The organism is Psychrobacter sp. T6-5 (assembly GCF_052258485.2).
In the GTDB taxonomy this organism is placed as follows: Bacteria; Pseudomonadota; Gammaproteobacteria; order Pseudomonadales; family Moraxellaceae; genus Psychrobacter.
The window spans coordinates 2,058,474-2,076,597 of sequence record NZ_JBQQEY020000001.1; the positions used below are offsets into that span (position 1 = coordinate 2,058,474).

The window sequence follows — 18,124 nt, forward strand, 5'->3', positions numbered from 1 at the left end:
CTGTTCAACAAGGATGCGATATCATGACACCACCTAATGGTCAATCAGACCTAACACAGTCTACCCTGCAATACACCATGCTAATCGGTGCCACGGGTGGTATCGGACAAGAGATCGCACGGCAATTATGTGCTAATAATCGACCGGTAATCTTGGTCGGGCGTAACAACCAGACCTTGACGCATTTGGTGAGTGAGTTGACCAAAGACTACCCTGATGTCCCGCTTCTGTCTCATACTTGTGATTTAAGCTCGCAGGCGTCGCAATCGCTGCTGGTAGAGGGACTAGGTGAAATGACACAAGGTCATGGAAACGTCATTGATACGGTCATACTCAACGCTGGTATCAATGACTTTGCTCTGCTCACAGAGCAAAATGATGACGCGATCGAACAGATGATGCTCGTCAATGTGGCGTATCCACTACAGCTCATAAAAAGACTGCTACCTATCTTGATAGCGCAGCATAGCCCGAGCCAAATAATAAGTATTGGCTCAACCTTTGGCAGTATTGGCTATCCAGGTTTTAGTGCTTATAGCGCGAGCAAGTTTGCCTTACGCGGCGCAAGTGAAGCGTTAGGCCGAGAGTATGCCGACACCTCAGTGAGGTTTCGATATTTTGCGCCCAGAGCCACCAAAACCACCATGAATAACGATGCCGTCGTCGCCATGAATGAGGCACTAAAGGTAAACATGGACTCGCCTAAGACGGTCGCAAAGGCACTGATTCACTTTATATCAACCACTCAGGCGCAGCAGCACTTAGGGTTTCCCGAGCGTTTTTTTGCATGGCTTAATCGACTGTTTCCCAACATCGTTGGCAACGCCATCGTTAAAGACCTACCCACCATCAAACAATATGCTAAAAAATCATGATGATCAGTTAGGCAATTGTGGAGTGAGTTTGCCTTTAAATTGCCACGCCAAATAAGCGACCAATCAACGAGGTTGCTGCCATAGCGAGCACGCCCCAAACCACAACTCTCGTAGTCGCAGGAATCACAGGCGCACCGCCCAGCCTAGCCGAGACAATACCAAGTAGCATTAAGCCTACTATTGTCAAAGCCGCGAGCGACCAGACCAGTGTGGCTGCTGGTAATAGCAATATCCCAATAATCGGTAGTATCGCACCCGCCACAAACGAAAACCCAGAGGCAACTGAGGCGTGAATGGGTTTTGCTTCACTAAGATCCGTGAGGCCAATTTCGTCACGGGCATGCGCCTCCAAAGCATTGTGCTCAGTCAAACTCACGGCCACCTGATGCGCCAAATCATGATCTAATCCTCGTGCCTCATAAATTTTGGTAAGCTCTAGCAGCTCGCGCTCAGCATTATGCGTCAGCTCATGCCGCTCTTTATCGAGATCGGCCTTTTCGGTATCCGCTTGTGATGAGACAGAGATATACTCGCCAGCCGCCATTGACAATGCACCTGCGGTCAACGCCGCCATACCTGTCAGCAGCAATGTCTGACTGCTCGTACTGGCAGCGGCCACCCCAACCAATAGACTGGCGGTCGAAATCAACCCATCGTTCGCCCCCAGTACAGCAGCTCTTAGCCAATGATTGCGATTGCTCAAATGTGCTTCGTCATGAATAGAATAGTGATGCATAAAATCCTCAAAAGGTAGAGACGCGAATGGGTATGCCCTAGTGTAGCTGATAATGTCACCGCAGTTTGTACCGCTTAACGTTATATCGCCCAATATTGATTCATTCGGATGGTTACTCGAATGGACACTATGACATATGCTTTGATAGCTACTGAAACAGTCATTTTTTAGATGCTCATTTGTTAAATAGTCACTTGTTAAATAGTCACTTAACTTGTCTTAACACCACCAATCTATAGCTAATCAATAAAAAAACCAATGTCTGACTACCTGCATAAAATAATAGCAACGGCAACGCTCGACTGTCTGACCCCACCATAAACACATGGATACTAATAAGCATATAAGCCATAAAGGTCAAAAAATGTAGCCACCGCCATGCTGATTGACCAATATATTGCTTAATATAAAAGCTGAATGCGCAGATAAATAACAGCCAAAACCCCAGCTGCCCCAACGCCACACCCACCCGATCAGTCTGAAAACCGAAAGGGGCTAAGATCTGCCATATTTGCAGATTTAGATAGTTATCTGCCAATAAAATACCAGCATGAAAGGCGGCAAAACCTACCGCAATCAGACTTAGATACTGATGCAAGGCAAATACCCTAGCCGCATTAACATGCTTTCCTAAGCGTGTACTCAGTAATAAACCAAAAACCACTGCCAGCCAAAATAAAGCATAAGCAATCACACCACCTGCCCGTGATAAATACCAAAAATGCTTATCTGTGGCGGTCAGTAGTTGTGACACCGTCTCTCCCCACATCAATAGCGCATAGCTACCGACGCCGATGGCTATCATCAAACTCAATCCAATCCACATAATCTGAACAATCAGCGGCGTATTAGAAGTAGTCTGACTGTGAGTAAGATTGTCTGTCTGCATGACGATACTCCTGTGAATGCATTTGCTTAATATGTTGGGACCTAACTTATCGAGTGAGGGTTGTTAGATGACAGCCAAGCTTGGCTTGATCAAGTTTGGCTCGATAGCAGTGGACAATAACACTTGGTTACTCGTATCAATTAAGAGCGCCGCAATGTGATGCTTATTCAGCCATGCCATTGCTTCTGTAACGCCGAGCAGCACGCAATATTTTGCATATACCTCCGCTGTTACGGTATTTGCAGCCACGACGGTTGCCGTCAGGACATCACTGATTACTGGACGAGAATAATGAGGGTGAATTAAATGATGCTGCCAGCGTCCTTCATGCCACCAGCGCCGATAATCTTGCCCAGAAGTGGCGACAGCACCAGATTTTAAACTAAGTATCGCGACATCTTGGTCATCTTGCATGTGCTCGCAATCAGCACCGTAAGGTTTAGCAATCGCCACGCCCCAAACAATGGACTTGTTTATTGCATTATCTAGAGCTTGGTTTGTTGGGAGACCGATGGCTATATCACCGCCCATATCTACCAAACAAGACAATTGCCAGTCATGACTTCGACTAATGTACTCGGCCAATTGCATGGCACACCAGCCTTTGACATAACCATTCAAATCAAGTGCCATTCCAGCGGGCAGGTAAACCTGATGCTGACCATCTGCCAATCGGCGACGCTGAATATCATGTACTTGATGATTAGGATTATTAGCACTGGGCGCATCTTTTAAATGTGTCGCATTTACGGCGGCACTTGAGGTCATAACAGGTACGGATGGAGTAGCCATCTTTGGCAAGGTTTCAAATGACTGTTTATAGCCAGCAGCCCAAAGCGGTTTGAGTAAGGTGGGTGTTATTAAGCCTTGGGTTTTTGCAACAAAATATATGGCGCGACCTAAAACCTCAAATAACTCTGCACTGACCTCTCTCCATTGGTCGGTATGATTGTTGAGTCTCATGAGCTCACTGGTCTCATCGAAACGACTAAATATATGTTCCCAGCGTGCTAAATGCTGCTGAGCCTCTATTGTTAGCAACTCAATTTTTCGGTCTATTACTGCTTGCGAGTACGGCGTGCTCCACTTAGCAACGTTTAACGTTATTTGAATGTGGCAACCCATTGCTGTCAGTTTTAGAGTCGCCAATTTTTTCGTATTCTGACTCATCAGCAGACTCCGTTTTTTGCAATAGGGTCTAAGCTCAACTGCGACTCATTTCTATTCATCGACTTGCTTAATCATCGAGAAGAACGTGTACGGGCGACGACTGTGATTGCCTCTACAGGCGCAACTTCATTGACCTTCCTCAGTTGGGTGATGTCAACAATGGGTATTGATGCAGCAGCCAACTCATCATTCGCAGGAACAGCCGTATTTAAAGTGGTGGTGCTCACAGATGGACTGTCTGTCTCTTCATTAAGCAAAAATAACCATCCGCCCATCGTGCCTGCAATCGAGGCAATCATAATACTGCTTTTCAAAAAGGCAAAAGGATCTGCTTTTTTGCTCGTCTTATTGGCAGGTTTCTTTTGCGTTGATTGTGTGGTTGATTGTGTCTTAGTCATCATAATCACCTTCCTCTTCATGGTGCTTGTAGCTCGTTGCGATTAGATGACCATTCTTTTTGTAATCCTCGTCACGGTATTTGCCAGCTTTTTCACCTTCGTCCCTATCATCATGATGCTCATCTTGGTCATCATCGTCGTAGTCTTTATAGACAGTCTCCACACGATAGTTATTGGTCGCTACCGGATTTAGAACCGTGCCTAAGTTGGCATCAATATAAGTGGCGCTATTATCTAATAGCACTTCATAAGCGACTGTGCCGTTATAGTTGATCAGCTCTGGATTGGCTTGCAATATCGCATTGGGCGCGTCTTGTTTTGCTAGTGCTGTCGCTTGCGCAGGAGTCAGTGCAGCAAGAGGTAATTGCTGCACTGATGAGGATAAGTCGTTAGGTGCGATGTCCGTATTTTGAGTGATAAGATCAGGTGATGATGAGGTGACAGCCGATTCGGGAGACTGCACGGCTAAGGCAATAACACCACCGAAAAATATTAAGGAAGTCGCACCGACAGTTAATAATACTGGTCTTAAAAGAGGTAGGCTCATAGGTTGTACTCCGTATACCGTTATTAGGGAATACTAGGAGCATACGCGATGAATATTAAATCAAGCTTAAGACAGTATGTTTTATTTTTTTATAACGGTTTTGAGAGTGCGTTTTTACTTTTAACTGTTACCACAAAGCCTGTTTCTGGTTGAGGGCGGTTGGCAAATGATAAAGTGAGGTTGTGTAGATCAGCGATTCGATTGGCGATTGACAGTCCTAGCCCACTACCTATTTGGGTTTGACCGGCTGGACGATAGAAGCGTTCGCTCAGGCGCGCTAGCTGCTCTGGATCTGCGCCCAAGCCATTGTCCACCACTTTGATACTGTCGGTATCTAACTGAAGTTCGATCAGGCAGCCTTCTGGACAGTAGCGAATGGCATTGTCTAATAGGTTGCGGATTAATAGCTTAAACAACACTGGATTTATAAGAATGGGTAAAATATCGGCAGGATTATCGCACTGTACGGTGCGTCTTAATTGAATGTGCTTTTCACGCGCTAAGCGGTTGACATCGCTGAGCACCATATCCGTCAGTGCCAGCCAGTCTGGACGTTCTAATTGCTCAGGAGGCAACTGCTGTTGCGGCTCTATTTTGGCAAGTACCAGTAATTGATCGACCAAATGGGTCGCACGCTCAATGCCATCGCTGATTTTTTGGGTGTGATAAAACAATTGGCTGTCGTTGTCTATATCAGACAGTTGTAATAGCTGCTGCTGCAAAAGATCGGCTTGTAGTTTGAGCGCAGCCAGCGGACTACGCAGCTCATGCGAGGCATCCGCAGTAAAGCGCTGCTCCCGTGCTAGAGTGTCTGCCACTTTGACAAACAATGCATTGAGAGCGGTCACCAAAGGCTGAACCTCTTCGGGGACATCTGCTGTGATAGGCTTCTCGTCTTGCGGCTTACGCTGTTCCACCTCGCGACTGAGCTGGCTCAATGGTTTGAGTCCATGGCGTATCAATCCGATAGTCAAGATCATTAAAGAGAATAGCCCAATGACCATCGGTAATACTTGTACAGACATCGCTTCAACAATCATTTCTCGGCGAGAATCAAGATTTTGACCAATGGCAATCACACGCCCTTCATGCATATTATCGTTATGATAGTCGTCGTGCGCATAAAATAACCGCCAACGTTTGCTAAAGGGGTTCAGACGCTGATAGGCAGAATTGTCCTCTTCTACAAAACCGCGCTGATCTGGCAGGAAAGAAAACGACTGTCCGTTTTCATCAGCCATTAATAGCCGCCCCTCTTTATCCCAAATCGCAAAGCCCATATAGTCATCTTCCGCATCACCAAGATCACCTGACAGCTCCTTGCTTTTTAAATTGTATATTTTGGCAGTATGTTCGCTCTTCTGATTATGATGATTGTCGTCATCGTCTTCTTGATCACTATTCTCTGAATCTACAGTTTTTGGACTCCCGTCTTTTGAATCCACCTCTTTTGGATCACTGTCATCAGCAGAGATGCCCATCAAGTAACGAACCACTTGCGTGATTTGTGTGTCATTCATCTCATTGATTTCGTGCCACAACCGCCAAGCAATAAAGCTCGACGTGACAAGCCATAGCAAAGGTAGGCCAATGAGTAAGGAGATGAACAGTCGCTGCTGGATACTTTTCATAAGCTCATAGGTTGCTCATATATGGTTTGTATATTGAAAGCCAAAGTGAATATAAACATATTAACGGTTATGTGCTGGATTGAGATAGTAGCCGATGCCGCGTTTGGTTAAAATAAAGTCATTGCCCAACTTTTTGCGTAAATGATGGATATGTACTTCTATGGCATTACTCTCAATATCCTGTTGCCAGCCATAGAGCTTGTCCTCTAAGCTTGCGCGGCTGTGAATCTGTTTGGGATGGGTCAGCATTTGCTCAAGTATGGCCACTTCTTTGATGGTGAGCTCAACGACTTGGCCTTGATAAGAAACTTGGTGATTGTGCGGCCAATAAGCGACGTCGCCATAACGAATCTCAGGCTGGCTACGTCCCTGACTGCGCCGTATCAATGCTTGCAGACGGGCAACCACTTCGTCTAGTGCAAATGGCTTGACCAGATAATCATCGGCGCCCGCATTGAGTCCAGCCACACGGTTGGCAATCGCATCACGGGCGGTAATGATCAGCACAGGCGTGTCTAATTGTTTGTATCGCCAGTTTTGTAACACCGTCATGCCATCCCCTCTTGGCAAGGTCAGATCAAGGAGCACTGCGTCAAACATATCCTCTTGCAGTGCCATCTCACCTTGCTTAGCATCACTAAACCAATCGACCATCATGCCATGGCTTTTTAGGCCAACAACGAGGCCTTCAGCGATATTGTTATCGTCTTCTATTAATAGTATGCGTGCCATGACTGTCCTATTACCTTATGTATTCTACTATCTTATTTTTATTGTGGGCGACGCGTCGTCACCGTTTTATTACCCGTTATCATCGACTTGATCAGATTTTGCCGTTCCCAATAGCTCATAGCAATTGCAGAGATAATATGCAACGGCACCAGCAAGTATAAACTATTGGCCAGTATTCCATGGATTTCTTCAAGGATATCTTTACTGCCAAAAATTTTGGCTTCCATCAGATAACCACTAATGCCCAATCCTATAATCACGGCCCATAACGCAAACATCATAATGGCAGCCAGTGGATTATGACCCAAATGCTGCTCATCTGTACGGCGAATACTTAAATCAGATAAGTGATGTTTAATACGGGCCGGCGTGGGGAAAAAGTCACTGAAACGTGCATAACGTGTACCCACAAATCCCCAAAGTAGACGGATAACCACTAACCCTACCACGGTATAACCAACATATTGATGCAGCTCACTGCCTTCTTCGGTAAACAGCAAGTTGGCAGTGATACCAGCCGCGACGGCCCAGTGAGTCACTCTGACTAAAATATCCCAAACTCGTACTTGTCGAGTTTTAGGAGTATTTGATAATGATATATCAGGCTCGTGCATCGGATTGATTGTGCTGTTCTGGGTCATGACCGTCACTCCTTTAATGGTTCGTTTGTTTTTGACGACATGATTGCTAAATATCGAATCTAGGCGAGATACCGCTAGTAGACTCGGCATCACATCGTCTGCTCTACTGCTATTACAACAAACGAACCTTAAGAGGAGCTTAGGAAACCAAGAAATCGAGCTTTAAAATAGTGAATCATCTACCTCGGTATTCGTAGATAGTTGAAGAGCCGTTTAAAAGGAAAAATTGAGCAAGCAAGGCCGCTTTTGGCAAAATAAATAACGCACTTAAAACTTTAACCTGAAAATATATTTAGCATTAATCCCGTAATAATATTGATAATGAAAATGATTATCAATACAATAGGCATTTAACCGTGCGCTAAAATATTTATGCAACTGTCTCGCTTATGTTTAACCTTTTTAAAGTCATTGAGTTCATCTTGTCTGTCTGCATCCGTCTTGCTACTAGAAATTAGGAACACGCTTTAGGAATACCTATTCCTTTTTATACTACCAAACATCCATATTATTATTGAGTCACTATGTCCTCTCGTGCCAGCGTTTCTCTACACCATATGATTTGGGCACAGTATCGCTTGCCCTTTCTAAAAGTCATCTTACTCAACTTAGTCAATGCTGCCGTCAGTGTGGGTATCATTGCCTATATCAACCAAACCTTTATCAGTCAGCCTGTGTTCAATACCTTATCGTGGTCGAGCTTAGGGCAGTTTGCTCTGCTCGTGCTGCTGTTGCTGGTGACTACCTTCGTATCGCAATATGCACTCACCCGTTTGGGGCACAAGTTTGTCTATGAGCTCAGAACCAAGCTGGTCAAACAAATCATCGATACCACCGTCCCGCAAATAGACCATTTGGGTAGTGCTCGGTTACTTGCCAGTCTATCTTCAGATATTCAGTCTATTACCGTCGCCTTTGTGCGGATGCCGGAGTTGGTACAAGGCGTTATCTTGTCTGTTGGTGTGGGGTTATATCTGGGCTGGCTGTCGCTACCATTACTACTGATTGTCATGTTTTGGATTGCGATGACGATTTGGATCAGTACTATTTTGGTCAAGCATGTGTATCACCATCTAAGAGCTATCAGAGACATCAACGATGCACTGTATCAAGACTATCAATCGATCATAGATGGTCGCAAAGAGCTGGCGTTAAACCATCACCGCGCCGAACAGATATACACGCATGATTTTTTGGATCATGCAAAATCATACAAAGAGCGCGTCATCAAATCAGACACGTATCATTTATCAGCCGTGAACTGGTCTAATATTATGATGTTCGCCGCGATTGGGGTGATATTTGCCGTGTCGAATTATCTCGGCATCTCGATGGGCATCGCCACCACTTTTTCTTTAACGATTCTATTTATGCAGTCACCGCTGCTCCATGCTGTCGGTGCTTACCCAACATTACAAACAGCCCAAGTTGCCTTAGACAAAATACAATCGCTAGAATTGGCTGAGTACCAAGCTTTATTTAGAACGGACAACACCAGCAAACACTGGCAAACCATCTCGCTAACTGATGTTAACTATCGCTACAATACTTCGAATAACAGCGTTTCGAATGACAGTGACAATGCCAGTGATAGCAGTGTCAGTAATAACAGCGATATCGATGCTCAGACATTAATAGCTAAAGACAGCGATCACTCTGGTAATATCTTAAAAGACGTCAATCTAACGCTACAACGAGGCGATGTGGTGTTTCTGATCGGGGCAAATGGTAGCGGCAAATCGACACTTGCCAAGATTATTACAGGCATTTTCACCCCTACCACAGGTGCGGTAACCATCGACAAACAGCCTGTTGATTCACAGAATAATGCCGATTATAGACAACTGTATTCTGCCATTTTTAGCGATCAGCATATTTTTAAGCAATTGCTTGGCAGACAAGGACAGCAACCAGACGAAGCGCTGGTCAATGCGTGGCTGCATAAATTGAACTTGCAAGATAAAATAAGTGTGGCTGACAACCAGCTGTCTACCGACAAGCTATCGCAAGGACAACGCAAACGCTTGGCGATGCTTATCGCGGTCGCTGAACAAAAAGACATCTTGCTACTCGACGAGTGGGCCGCGGACCAAGATCCTGCGTTTCGCCGCGTTTTTTATCAGACCCTGATACCTGAGCTAAAAGCTCTAGGCAAAACGCTGTTTATTATCAGTCATGATGATGGTTACTTTGAACATGCGGATCGACTGTTACTCATGAAACAAGGCCGCCTCATTGAGCTCAACGCTGAAGAGCGACAGCGTGCCAGTAAAGATGCCATTGCTATGTTGGCGTAAGTGCTCGCTTAGTAAAGAGTCACTAACGGGCAATAATAAAAGCGGGGCATCTCTTAATAAGATGCCCCGCTTTTTTTGAATAATAATAACTTTTTGCACCATTTATTTACTTCAATAATCTCTGCAAAAACCCAACGCGAGAAATCACTAAAAAGTCCAATAGCGCAATAATTACAATCGCAATAATGGCGGTTGGGAATATGATAGCCACAACCAGTAAAGGAATGGCGAGCGGCCACCAAACGGTAAAACGCTGCCCACGTGCTGGCGGGTTGAGCCCGCGATGCTCACTGGCATGACGCGGACGACGCTGCCACCACATGACGTAGCCACTCACACACATGGCAATCACCGATAGACAAAACAGCACATTGGCCAGTAAGCTCCACCAGCCGAGCGTACCCATGTGTAGCGCGAGACCTGCCGCCATAAATTTACCAAAAGCATTGTAATCATCATAGCGTATATCCGCCAAGATATTGCCCGAATAGCGGTCGATATGTACCGTGCGATCAGCCGTTGGGCTCTTCATATCATAGCTCATGGAGTCTTGGCTAATCGTCCAGACGCCAGTACTGCCTTGGGGCAGATTTAATTGATAACGCCCGTTAAACCCAATTTCACGAGCAAATCGATCTACGGTATCAATCATAATGGGTATATTAGGCGCAATACCATCCTTCCCCATGGTCGTGCCAGATACGGGCATCGGTGTTAGCTCGAGCACCCAAGGAACCTCTTTGGCTGTACCCGAGTTCAAGACACTGCCATGCGTAGGTACGACAGCGGGCGTCGACCCATGAACGTGTGGCACAGCATTGGCATTGTCCATATCCATACCAGCGTGATGCTGACTGTGGTCGATAGAGACAGGCACTGGTGCCACGCCCCATTTCCCTGCAGGAAACTGACTCCATGCTTGCACGACTCTCTCGCCCCATACACCTGCCCACGCCATACCTGATATACAAAAAAACAGCAGCAACACAGATATCCAGCTACCGAGTGATCCATGAATCGTGCGGATAAATGAGCGTTTTTTCTTATTAGGCGCAGTGTCATTAGGAATAAGCATGGCTTTGATTGATCTGCGTTTTTGCCACCATAGATACCAGCCAGACAATATCAGCAAAATGGTTAATGAAGCAGCCGTCTCTAACAGATAATCACCAAATTTACCCAATAGCAAATCACTATGAATATTGTCAAAGGTATAGTACAGATTGCTATTGACAGGACGACTATCAACAATGTCGGCAGTATAAGGGTTCACTGCCACCATATTATCGTGATCTACTGATTTGATCTGAAATAAGGCAACCGTATCCGTATCACGCGGTGCAATATATTTTATCAGTGTACTGTCAGGTAGCGTGCTTAGCGCGTTTTTTGCTTGCGTCGCAATAGGAGCCTGAACCGTCGATTCTGGCATAGCGACAGTTAAGCGGTCATTATCACGGCCTGCGGTATTGGACATGAACAGCATACCGAGGGCGGTACACGCTAAAATGATTAAAAAAGGCGCGACAAACATTCCTGCATAAAAATGCCAACGCCATACCGTAAAATAGCGTTGGTTGTTGGTAGATTGACGTATGGATTCGTTCATAAATATGACCTTTAGCAACTCTGATGGCTCGATAGACAACATAGATCTATCAATAGCGGTACTTAACACTACTCACTTATTTACTTACGCTCAGATATACGCGAGCATGATACGAGAAAAGTCATTTAAACACCATCGGTCATGACACTAATTATCATTTGATATAGCATTATTAATCTTAAGCTACTGTTTTTATAAATATAAATTCCCCCACACATCTATTACCTCCAGCCGTTCAGTATAGCTCTTGCTAAGCGGCAGTCTCTCTAAAAGCGCTTTATTTGTAAAATTTAAATGATAATTATTATCATTAATGTTATTATTCTTTTTCTTTTGCTTTCGACATCTAATAACAACTCACGAGGAAATATGATGCGCTTTGTCTCAACGTCTAGATTTGGTCGTCAAAAACGTTTAACGCTAGCAGTGCAACTGGGCTTAGCAATGAGTCTAAGTCACTCGGCTTATGCTGAAAATATATCGAATAGCCTCAAAAATAACAGCGCAGACAACATTGAAGCCAATATCGACCATAGCATTGATACCAGCACTGAAAGCGCGCTTAACAATGATAAAGCTGAGAACAATGAGACTACTGAGGTTACTGGGCCATCAGCTACCTTGGATACAATTACCGTTTATTCAGATGGCTATCGCAGTACGGGCACCAAAACTGCCTTAGACCCCAATGATGCACCAATGAGTTATACCAGAATTGATCAAGACCTTTTACAAAAACGCCAAGCGGATAGTGTCAATGCTGCTCTACGCTATGAGCCAGGCGTGAGCACTGAGAGTCGTGGCACGGTCTCTATCTTTGATGAGTACAACATCCGCGGGTTTAAAACCTACTCAAATTTTTATGATGGACTCAGACTGCCCTACGATGGCGCTTGGAATTTGATGCCACAAGTCGATGTCTATGCGACTGAAGCGGTCGAAGTGGTAAAAGGGCCAGCGTCCTCGCTATACGGCTATGCTTCACCGGGCGGTATGGTCAACCAAGTCGCCAAAGCCCCTAAAGGTACGCAAGAAAATGAAGTACAGCTACGACTGGGTAATCAAAACCTAAAAGAAGTGGCCGTCGATAGTACGGGGCCTATTACGGACACTTTGAACTATCGCTTAGTCGCGCTAAAACGCCAAAAAGATGGTCAGATGCAGACCACAGAAGAAGAGCGATTGTTGATTAACCCGTCGCTTGAGTGGCAGGCGACTGATGATGTGTCTGTACTTGCTAACCTGTTTTATCAAGACGATCCAGAGATGGTGCCCTCTACCCCATTACCTGCTGTCGGCACCGTCTACAAGGCAAGCTATGGCAAATTGGGTAGTAATGCCTATGCAGGCGACAAGTGGAATCGCTTTAGTAAAGAAGTATTCATGCCAAGCGTCACCGTCAACTGGGACATCAATGATAACCTCACCTTTAAACACATCACGCGCTATACCGATGCCGAAGCGCAGCAACGCAATATGTATAATAGAGGGTTTGTAGAAGGTAGTGACACGATTCTCAATCGCGTGGCCTATACCACGGATGAGAACATGAATAACTGGACCACGGACAACCAACTGGCCTATACATTCGATACTGCCAACACCTCACATAATCTATTGTTTGGTGCTGAGTATCAAGAGACAGATAGCAATGCGGTTTATTATGATGCGGGCGCAAATGGTACGCCAAATCTTGACCTGTCTAATCCAGACTTCTCACAGATAAATACGGCTACGCTACCGCTGGATACTTATCGTCAGACACAAGATATCGAACAAAGCCAGCTTGGATTCTATGTGCAAGACGAAATGAGGTGGCAAGATTTGACCGTGGTCGCCGGACTGCGTCACGATAACTTCGAGAGTACGACTAAGCAAACTGACGCCTCTCAAGGTGCCGTTTATAATAATGAGACGTTTGGTAATGATGCATCAGAGACCAGTGGCCGTTTTGCTGCTATTTATGATTTTGACAATGGCTTATCACCATTTTTCAGCTATTCAGAGTCATTCCAACCCGTTGTTGGTAGCAACTTTATTACCAATAAACCCTTTGAACCGACAACGGCTGATCAGCTCGAAGCTGGCGTCAAATATCTATCTCCAGATCGTGCGACCAAAGGAACGCTGGCAGTGTTTGATATCAGACAGCAAAATGTCATCGTAACCAACCCCGCTGACTATCGACAGAAAGTTCAAACGGGTGAGATTGAGTCAAAAGGCGTTGAGATATCAGGCAGTCGCATGCTCAATGACTGGGTAGATCTCGCGGCAAGCTACAGCTACACCGATGCTGAGATTACCGAAGATGAGTTCAACCCTGATGTGGTCGGCAACACCCCTGCCCAAACGGCCAAGCACAAAGCCACGCTATGGGCCGACTACTATGCGACAGACAAGCTCACTCTCAATGCTGGCATTCGCTACGAAGACGGCATACAGATCGACAAGCAAAACTCAGATGAGCTGCCAAGCGTGACGTTGGTCGATATTGGCGGTAATTATCAGATCAACCCCATGCTCGCTGTCGGCGCGAGTATCAACAATCTGTTTGATAAGACCTATGTTGGTGCTTGTTATGATACCGAGAACTGCTGGATGGGGCCTGAGCGTCAAATGTCGGTCAGCCTAAAAGCCAGTTTTTAAACTTGATTTTTTAAACTTAAGATGGTTATTAATAACATCATCCACTTTCTAAAACCATTTTTACCTATACATTTTTAAGATAGTCGATCATCAAAGCAATATGCTAGCCTTATAAGCTATCAGACGACAATAAACCATGCTTTGCGCACTATCGTTACATGCTACAAAAGAAGGACATAGCAAATGGCAAAACCTACCCCTAGATTACTCGATGTTATCGGTAGCAAATACCTCACCCCAAATATGTGCCGCGTCACGCTTGGCGGGGCTGGACTTAATGATTTTCCCGTAGATCAAGAAAGTGCTTATATCAAACTGATGTTTCCTCAAGGTGAGGATGCTCGGCCATTGGTCCGCACCTATACCGTCAGCGTTCAGCGTGATGATGAGATAGATGTTGATTTTGCATTACATGAAGCTGAAGGCCCTGCATCGATGTGGGCGCGTAATGCTCAAGTTGGTGATCAAGTATTAGTTGGCGGACCTGGGCCAAAAAAACTCATCAACAATGACGCCGATTGGTTTTTATTGGTCGGTGATATGACAGCGCTACCAGCGATCACGGTCAATCTGGCACAATTGCCTACCGATGCTCGCGGCTATGCCGTACTTGAAGTGACGACTGAGGCAGACCAGCAATCACTCAAAAAACCAGATAACGTTGAGATTCACTGGGTGGTCAACAACCATCCAAATGCAGACAGCAGCCCGTTACTTGACTGCGTTAAATCACTGACTTGGCTTGAGGGACAGCCTGCGGTTTGGGCGGCTTGCGAATTCCATAGTATGCGTGTATTACGTCAATACTTCAAAGTGGAGCGCGACGTACCAAAGACGCATTTATATGTGTCTAGTTATTGGAAAGTCGATAGCACAGAGGATCAGCATAAAGTGGTGAAGCGCGATGACGCCCAAACGGCAGATCAATAAATACAGATTTTACAGTCAAAAAAAGGCGTAGCTCATATGAACTACGCCTTTTTTATACATCATCATTTATTGTGCTTCGACAACTTTCCCTTCTTTTTCCACTCGGCTAATCGTCACTCCAGTAAAGCCAAACAGCAGTGTTAATAGCAATGACAAATAACAGAAAAACGCATACGGCAAATACTCTAATACCGGCACCCCTAACGCCTGACTGATAAACACCCCGCACACACTCCACGGCACCAGTGGATTGATCACCGTTCCTGCATCCTCAATCGTTCGAGACAAATTCTTCGGATGTAAGTGCAGACGCTCAAACGTCGACCGAAACGCCGTACCGGATAATAAAATACTCAAATACTGCTCACCGATCAGCACATTAATGCTCAGTGCCGACATCGCGGCCGCAAAGATAGCCCGTCCTGATGTTGTGAGCGTGTCTTTAATACCAGACAGTAATGCTGGCAGAATACCCAGTGCCGTTAACAGACCACCTAAGCTCAATGCCAGTATCACAATCGCCTGAGTAAAGAACATACTCTGCACACCGCCACGCGATAGCATACCGCCCACCTCACCCAGCTCTAATGACTCAGCAGGTGCATAACCGGCAAACAGATAACCACCTAATTGACCAAAGCTGGGTGAGCTATGGATATAAGTAATGATCAGCGCTGCGGCAATGGTACAGATAATCGTATAGATCGCATTGACCCGAAACAGGGCTAACCCCACCAATATCACAAAGGGTAATACTGAATACCCATGCACCAGACCACTGTCTATCAGTTGACCTTGTAAGACAGTCACTTGACTCAGATCAGCACTGGTCGTCTGCCCTGAGAAAAACCAGAACAGAATTACCGTGAGTATCCACGCAGGGACTGTCGTATACATCATATTACGAATATGCTCAAACAGATCGATACCCACCACAGAGGACGCAATCGTACAAGTATCAGACAAAGGCGACATCTTATCACCAAAGAACGCACCTGATACCACCGCACCCGCTGCTATAGCGACATTGGCATCAAAGGCATTACTCATACCAATAAAGGCCACACCAAGTGTTGCTGCCGTCGTCAAACTACTACCTAAAGCGATACCAATAATAGAGGTGAGGATAAAGGCAGAGATATAATAATATTCAGGAGAGATAAGCTGAAAGCCAAAGTACATCAAAGTAGGAATGGCCCCTGACATCATGAGGGCCGCAACCATGAGACCAATAAAGAAGAACAAATAGATGGCACCGATACCGCGCATGACGCCTGAGGCCATTTGTGCTTGCATGTCATCAAAGCTGAGACCTTTAACCATACCAATAGCGAGTAGGACACAGATGGCCAAGATGAGAGACAGGTGCGGTACCCAGCCAAAGCCAATCATGGTAACGCCCATGATGGCAATGACGATGGCTGAGATAACAAAGGCGAGCTTGGCGCTGATCTGGGTGAGCGGCTTTGGTGGCATGACACATCCTTAAAATGCCAGCTCAGGCTGGCATTAGATTGGGTTTGAATTTGGGAGCGTTAGAGAACTGGTTTGCTAGTGAATAACCGAATGGGTTACGAGTTACTTATCAAGTAACTCATCGGTTTTAGCCGCCATGACGAAGTCATTACGATGCAGACCTTTGATACTGTGTGACCACCATGTGACCGTCGCTTTGCCCCACTCTACCAATATACCGGGATGATGCCCTTCTGCTTCAGCAATGTCTGCCAGTTGATTGGCAAATGCCATTGCTGCGACGAAGTTTTTAAATTTGTACTGACGCTGCAATTGCTGGACGCCATCTACCTCAATCAATGACCAATCAGGAATTTGTGGTAATAGCTCGCGTGCTTCGGTATCGTCGACTTTCGGTGCGCCAATGCGGCAGGCTTCGCAACTGTTCTGTGATAGTGCTGTCATAATAAAATCCTTTTAAGTTGTTTGTTTTTAATAACTGTTTTTTTAATACTCGTACATTCGTGTTTACATTTAAGTTTTAACGGGTTTTTCTGGATAGGTCGGCTCAAATAACCCAAGTGACATCGCCTGCTTGACCGTACCCATGATGTCGCTATCAACGATATCAAATAGCGTATCTAATTCGTCAATCACATAATAAATCGGCTGTATTTGATCAATACGATAAGGCGTACGCAGTACATCAAGCAAATCAAATGCTCGGTGTTCAGGTTGAGACTGATGTTGATATTGCGGCTTATTTTGAGCGATTGAAAGCTCTTGCGGCGTCCGATCAAGCGCATAGATGGTTTCAGAAGGCGAGCTTAGTATACCACCGCCATAAATTCTACGGTTTTCCACGCGATTTCCGACCAAGCCAAACTCAATGGTAAACCAATACAGCCGTGCTAAAAACCATCTTTCTTCTTTGGTTGCACTAAGACCAAGCTTGCCATACGTCTCGTTAAAAGCTGCAAAGGCTGGATGAGTCAATAGCGGGCAGTGTCCAACGATTTCATGAAAAATATCCGGCTCTTCGATATAGTCCATGTCCTCAAATCGGCGAATAAACGTCGCCACAGGAAAGGATTTATTGGCGAGCAGTTTGAAGAATTTACCAAAGCTGATTAATGCAGGCACCGCCGCGGTTTGCCAACCGGTGGTCGCTTGCAATACCTCGTCAATATCATGCAACTGTGGGATATATGTCGTCGGTAGATTTAACTTAGTCAGACCCTCTAGATAGGCGGAGCAAGCACGATTGGGAGTTTGCTCAGCTTGACGCGTAAGCAACGCTTGCCACATTGCATTTTCATCATCACTATAATGAATATGACCATTGGCATCAGGCTGATGTGAGATATAGGGCTGCTTTTTATCGGTCGCGTTATGATGAGTAGATGCATCGTTGCCCTGCTGATTGGCCACAGAACTATTGGCACCGATGGCTGTATTAGGAGAATCTATCTGTGAGAGGCGTTCCATGCCTGTGTTCCTTTTATCGCAGTGAGTACGTTACCTTTATATCTATACTTGTCAGTAACGTATCTATTAAAAAGTACCTG

Annotated in this window: 16 protein-coding genes; 4 read left to right on the top strand and 12 right to left on the bottom strand. The window is 45.4% G+C overall.

Going from position 1 to position 18,124, the window contains the following annotated elements:
• Positions 1-23 precede the first annotated feature (23 nt).
• Positions 24-875 carry an SDR family oxidoreductase gene (locus tag ACTXGK_RS23515; protein ID WP_443516085.1) on the top strand — a complete coding sequence of 284 codons (852 nt, stop codon included), beginning with the start codon at positions 24-26 and terminating at the stop codon, positions 873-875.
• Between the two features lie 34 nt (positions 876-909).
• On the opposite strand, the gene ACTXGK_RS23520 is transcribed toward ACTXGK_RS23515, so the two are convergent.
• The 8 genes from ACTXGK_RS23520 to ACTXGK_RS23555 form a co-directional block, all read right to left on the bottom strand.
• The gene (locus ACTXGK_RS23520) at positions 910-1,611 is read right to left on the bottom strand and encodes a VIT1/CCC1 transporter family protein (RefSeq protein WP_443516083.1); all 702 of its coding nucleotides are present in this window, start codon (positions 1,609-1,611) and stop codon (positions 910-912) included.
• 205 nt (positions 1,612-1,816) lie between these two features.
• Entirely contained in the window at positions 1,817-2,500 is a 684-nt protein-coding gene (locus ACTXGK_RS23525) for a ferric reductase-like transmembrane domain-containing protein (protein WP_443516082.1), read from the bottom strand.
• A gap of 63 nt (positions 2,501-2,563) precedes the next feature.
• A complete protein-coding gene (locus ACTXGK_RS23530; RefSeq protein WP_443516081.1) occupies positions 2,564-3,670 on the bottom strand; it encodes an FAD:protein FMN transferase in 1,107 nt (368 codons plus the stop codon).
• A 71-nt stretch (positions 3,671-3,741) separates the two neighbouring features.
• Positions 3,742-4,071, bottom strand: a complete 330-nt coding sequence (locus ACTXGK_RS23535) for a hypothetical protein (protein WP_443516080.1) — start codon at positions 4,069-4,071, stop codon at positions 3,742-3,744.
• Positions 4,061-4,615 (bottom strand): PepSY domain-containing protein, encoded by a 555-nt coding sequence (locus ACTXGK_RS23540; RefSeq protein WP_443516078.1) that lies wholly within the window; start codon positions 4,613-4,615, stop codon positions 4,061-4,063. Before ACTXGK_RS23540 ends, ACTXGK_RS23535 begins: the two co-directional genes overlap by 11 nt.
• A gap of 89 nt (positions 4,616-4,704) precedes the next feature.
• Complete coding sequence (locus ACTXGK_RS23545) at positions 4,705-6,246, bottom strand: ATP-binding protein (protein WP_443516076.1); 1,542 nt, start codon at positions 6,244-6,246, stop codon at positions 4,705-4,707.
• A gap of 60 nt (positions 6,247-6,306) precedes the next feature.
• A complete protein-coding gene (locus tag ACTXGK_RS23550; protein ID WP_443516074.1) occupies positions 6,307-6,978 on the bottom strand; it encodes a response regulator in 672 nt (223 codons plus the stop codon).
• 38 nt (positions 6,979-7,016) lie between these two features.
• Positions 7,017-7,619, bottom strand: a complete 603-nt coding sequence (locus tag ACTXGK_RS23555; protein WP_443516072.1) for a cytochrome b/b6 domain-containing protein — start codon at positions 7,617-7,619, stop codon at positions 7,017-7,019.
• A 524-nt stretch (positions 7,620-8,143) separates the two neighbouring features.
• Here ACTXGK_RS23555 and ACTXGK_RS23560 point away from each other — a divergent pair.
• The gene (locus tag ACTXGK_RS23560) at positions 8,144-9,916 is read left to right on the top strand and encodes a cyclic peptide export ABC transporter (protein WP_443516070.1); all 1,773 of its coding nucleotides are present in this window, start codon (positions 8,144-8,146) and stop codon (positions 9,914-9,916) included.
• 106 nt (positions 9,917-10,022) lie between these two features.
• Here ACTXGK_RS23560 and ACTXGK_RS23565 read toward each other — a convergent pair whose 3' ends face one another.
• The gene (locus ACTXGK_RS23565; RefSeq protein ID WP_443516068.1) at positions 10,023-11,525 is read right to left on the bottom strand and encodes a PepSY-associated TM helix domain-containing protein; all 1,503 of its coding nucleotides are present in this window, start codon (positions 11,523-11,525) and stop codon (positions 10,023-10,025) included.
• 369 nt (positions 11,526-11,894) lie between these two features.
• On the opposite strand from ACTXGK_RS23565, the gene ACTXGK_RS23570 reads away from it, so the two are divergent.
• Together ACTXGK_RS23570 and ACTXGK_RS23575 are read left to right on the top strand one after the other, a co-directional pair.
• On the top strand, positions 11,895-14,171 hold the full coding sequence (locus ACTXGK_RS23570) for a TonB-dependent siderophore receptor (protein ID WP_443516066.1): 2,277 nt from the start codon (positions 11,895-11,897) through the stop codon (positions 14,169-14,171).
• Between the two features lie 183 nt (positions 14,172-14,354).
• A complete protein-coding gene (locus tag ACTXGK_RS23575; RefSeq protein WP_443516064.1) occupies positions 14,355-15,101 on the top strand; it encodes a siderophore-interacting protein in 747 nt (248 codons plus the stop codon).
• Positions 15,102-15,167: 66 nt separating this feature from the next.
• Here ACTXGK_RS23575 and ACTXGK_RS23580 read toward each other — a convergent pair whose 3' ends face one another.
• The 3 genes from ACTXGK_RS23580 to phhA all read right to left on the bottom strand — a co-directional run bounded on the left by ACTXGK_RS23580 (position 15,168) and on the right by phhA (position 18,044).
• Positions 15,168-16,577 (bottom strand): Na+/H+ antiporter NhaC family protein, encoded by a 1,410-nt coding sequence (locus ACTXGK_RS23580; RefSeq protein WP_443516063.1) that lies wholly within the window; start codon positions 16,575-16,577, stop codon positions 15,168-15,170.
• A gap of 102 nt (positions 16,578-16,679) precedes the next feature.
• On the bottom strand, positions 16,680-17,021 hold the full coding sequence (locus ACTXGK_RS23585; protein ID WP_443516061.1) for a 4a-hydroxytetrahydrobiopterin dehydratase: 342 nt from the start codon (positions 17,019-17,021) through the stop codon (positions 16,680-16,682).
• 69 nt (positions 17,022-17,090) lie between these two features.
• Positions 17,091-18,044 (bottom strand): phenylalanine 4-monooxygenase, encoded by a 954-nt coding sequence (gene phhA / locus ACTXGK_RS23590; protein ID WP_443516059.1) that lies wholly within the window; start codon positions 18,042-18,044, stop codon positions 17,091-17,093.
• Positions 18,045-18,124 lie beyond the last annotated feature (80 nt).

Coding starts and splice junctions, on each gene's coding strand:
- ACTXGK_RS23565 (WP_443516068.1), bottom strand. CDS start 11,525: ATGAACGAATCCATACGTCAATCTACCAACAACCAACGCTATTTTACG.
- ACTXGK_RS23520 (WP_443516083.1), bottom strand. CDS start 1,611: ATGCATCACTATTCTATTCATGACGAAGCACATTTGAGCAATCGCAAT.
- ACTXGK_RS23570 (WP_443516066.1), top strand. CDS start 11,895: ATGATGCGCTTTGTCTCAACGTCTAGATTTGGTCGTCAAAAACGTTTA.
- ACTXGK_RS23580 (WP_443516063.1), bottom strand. CDS start 16,577: ATGCCACCAAAGCCGCTCACCCAGATCAGCGCCAAGCTCGCCTTTGTT.
- ACTXGK_RS23585 (WP_443516061.1), bottom strand. CDS start 17,021: ATGACAGCACTATCACAGAACAGTTGCGAAGCCTGCCGCATTGGCGCA.
- phhA (WP_443516059.1), bottom strand. CDS start 18,044: ATGGAACGCCTCTCACAGATAGATTCTCCTAATACAGCCATCGGTGCC.
- ACTXGK_RS23575 (WP_443516064.1), top strand. CDS start 14,355: ATGGCAAAACCTACCCCTAGATTACTCGATGTTATCGGTAGCAAATAC.
- ACTXGK_RS23515 (WP_443516085.1), top strand. CDS start 24: ATGACACCACCTAATGGTCAATCAGACCTAACACAGTCTACCCTGCAA.
- ACTXGK_RS23540 (WP_443516078.1), bottom strand. CDS start 4,615: ATGAGCCTACCTCTTTTAAGACCAGTATTATTAACTGTCGGTGCGACT.
- ACTXGK_RS23530 (WP_443516081.1), bottom strand. CDS start 3,670: ATGAGTCAGAATACGAAAAAATTGGCGACTCTAAAACTGACAGCAATG.
- ACTXGK_RS23535 (WP_443516080.1), bottom strand. CDS start 4,071: ATGATGACTAAGACACAATCAACCACACAATCAACGCAAAAGAAACCT.
- ACTXGK_RS23555 (WP_443516072.1), bottom strand. CDS start 7,619: ATGACCCAGAACAGCACAATCAATCCGATGCACGAGCCTGATATATCA.
- ACTXGK_RS23525 (WP_443516082.1), bottom strand. CDS start 2,500: ATGCAGACAGACAATCTTACTCACAGTCAGACTACTTCTAATACGCCG.
- ACTXGK_RS23550 (WP_443516074.1), bottom strand. CDS start 6,978: ATGGCACGCATACTATTAATAGAAGACGATAACAATATCGCTGAAGGC.
- ACTXGK_RS23560 (WP_443516070.1), top strand. CDS start 8,144: ATGTCCTCTCGTGCCAGCGTTTCTCTACACCATATGATTTGGGCACAG.
- ACTXGK_RS23545 (WP_443516076.1), bottom strand. CDS start 6,246: ATGAAAAGTATCCAGCAGCGACTGTTCATCTCCTTACTCATTGGCCTA.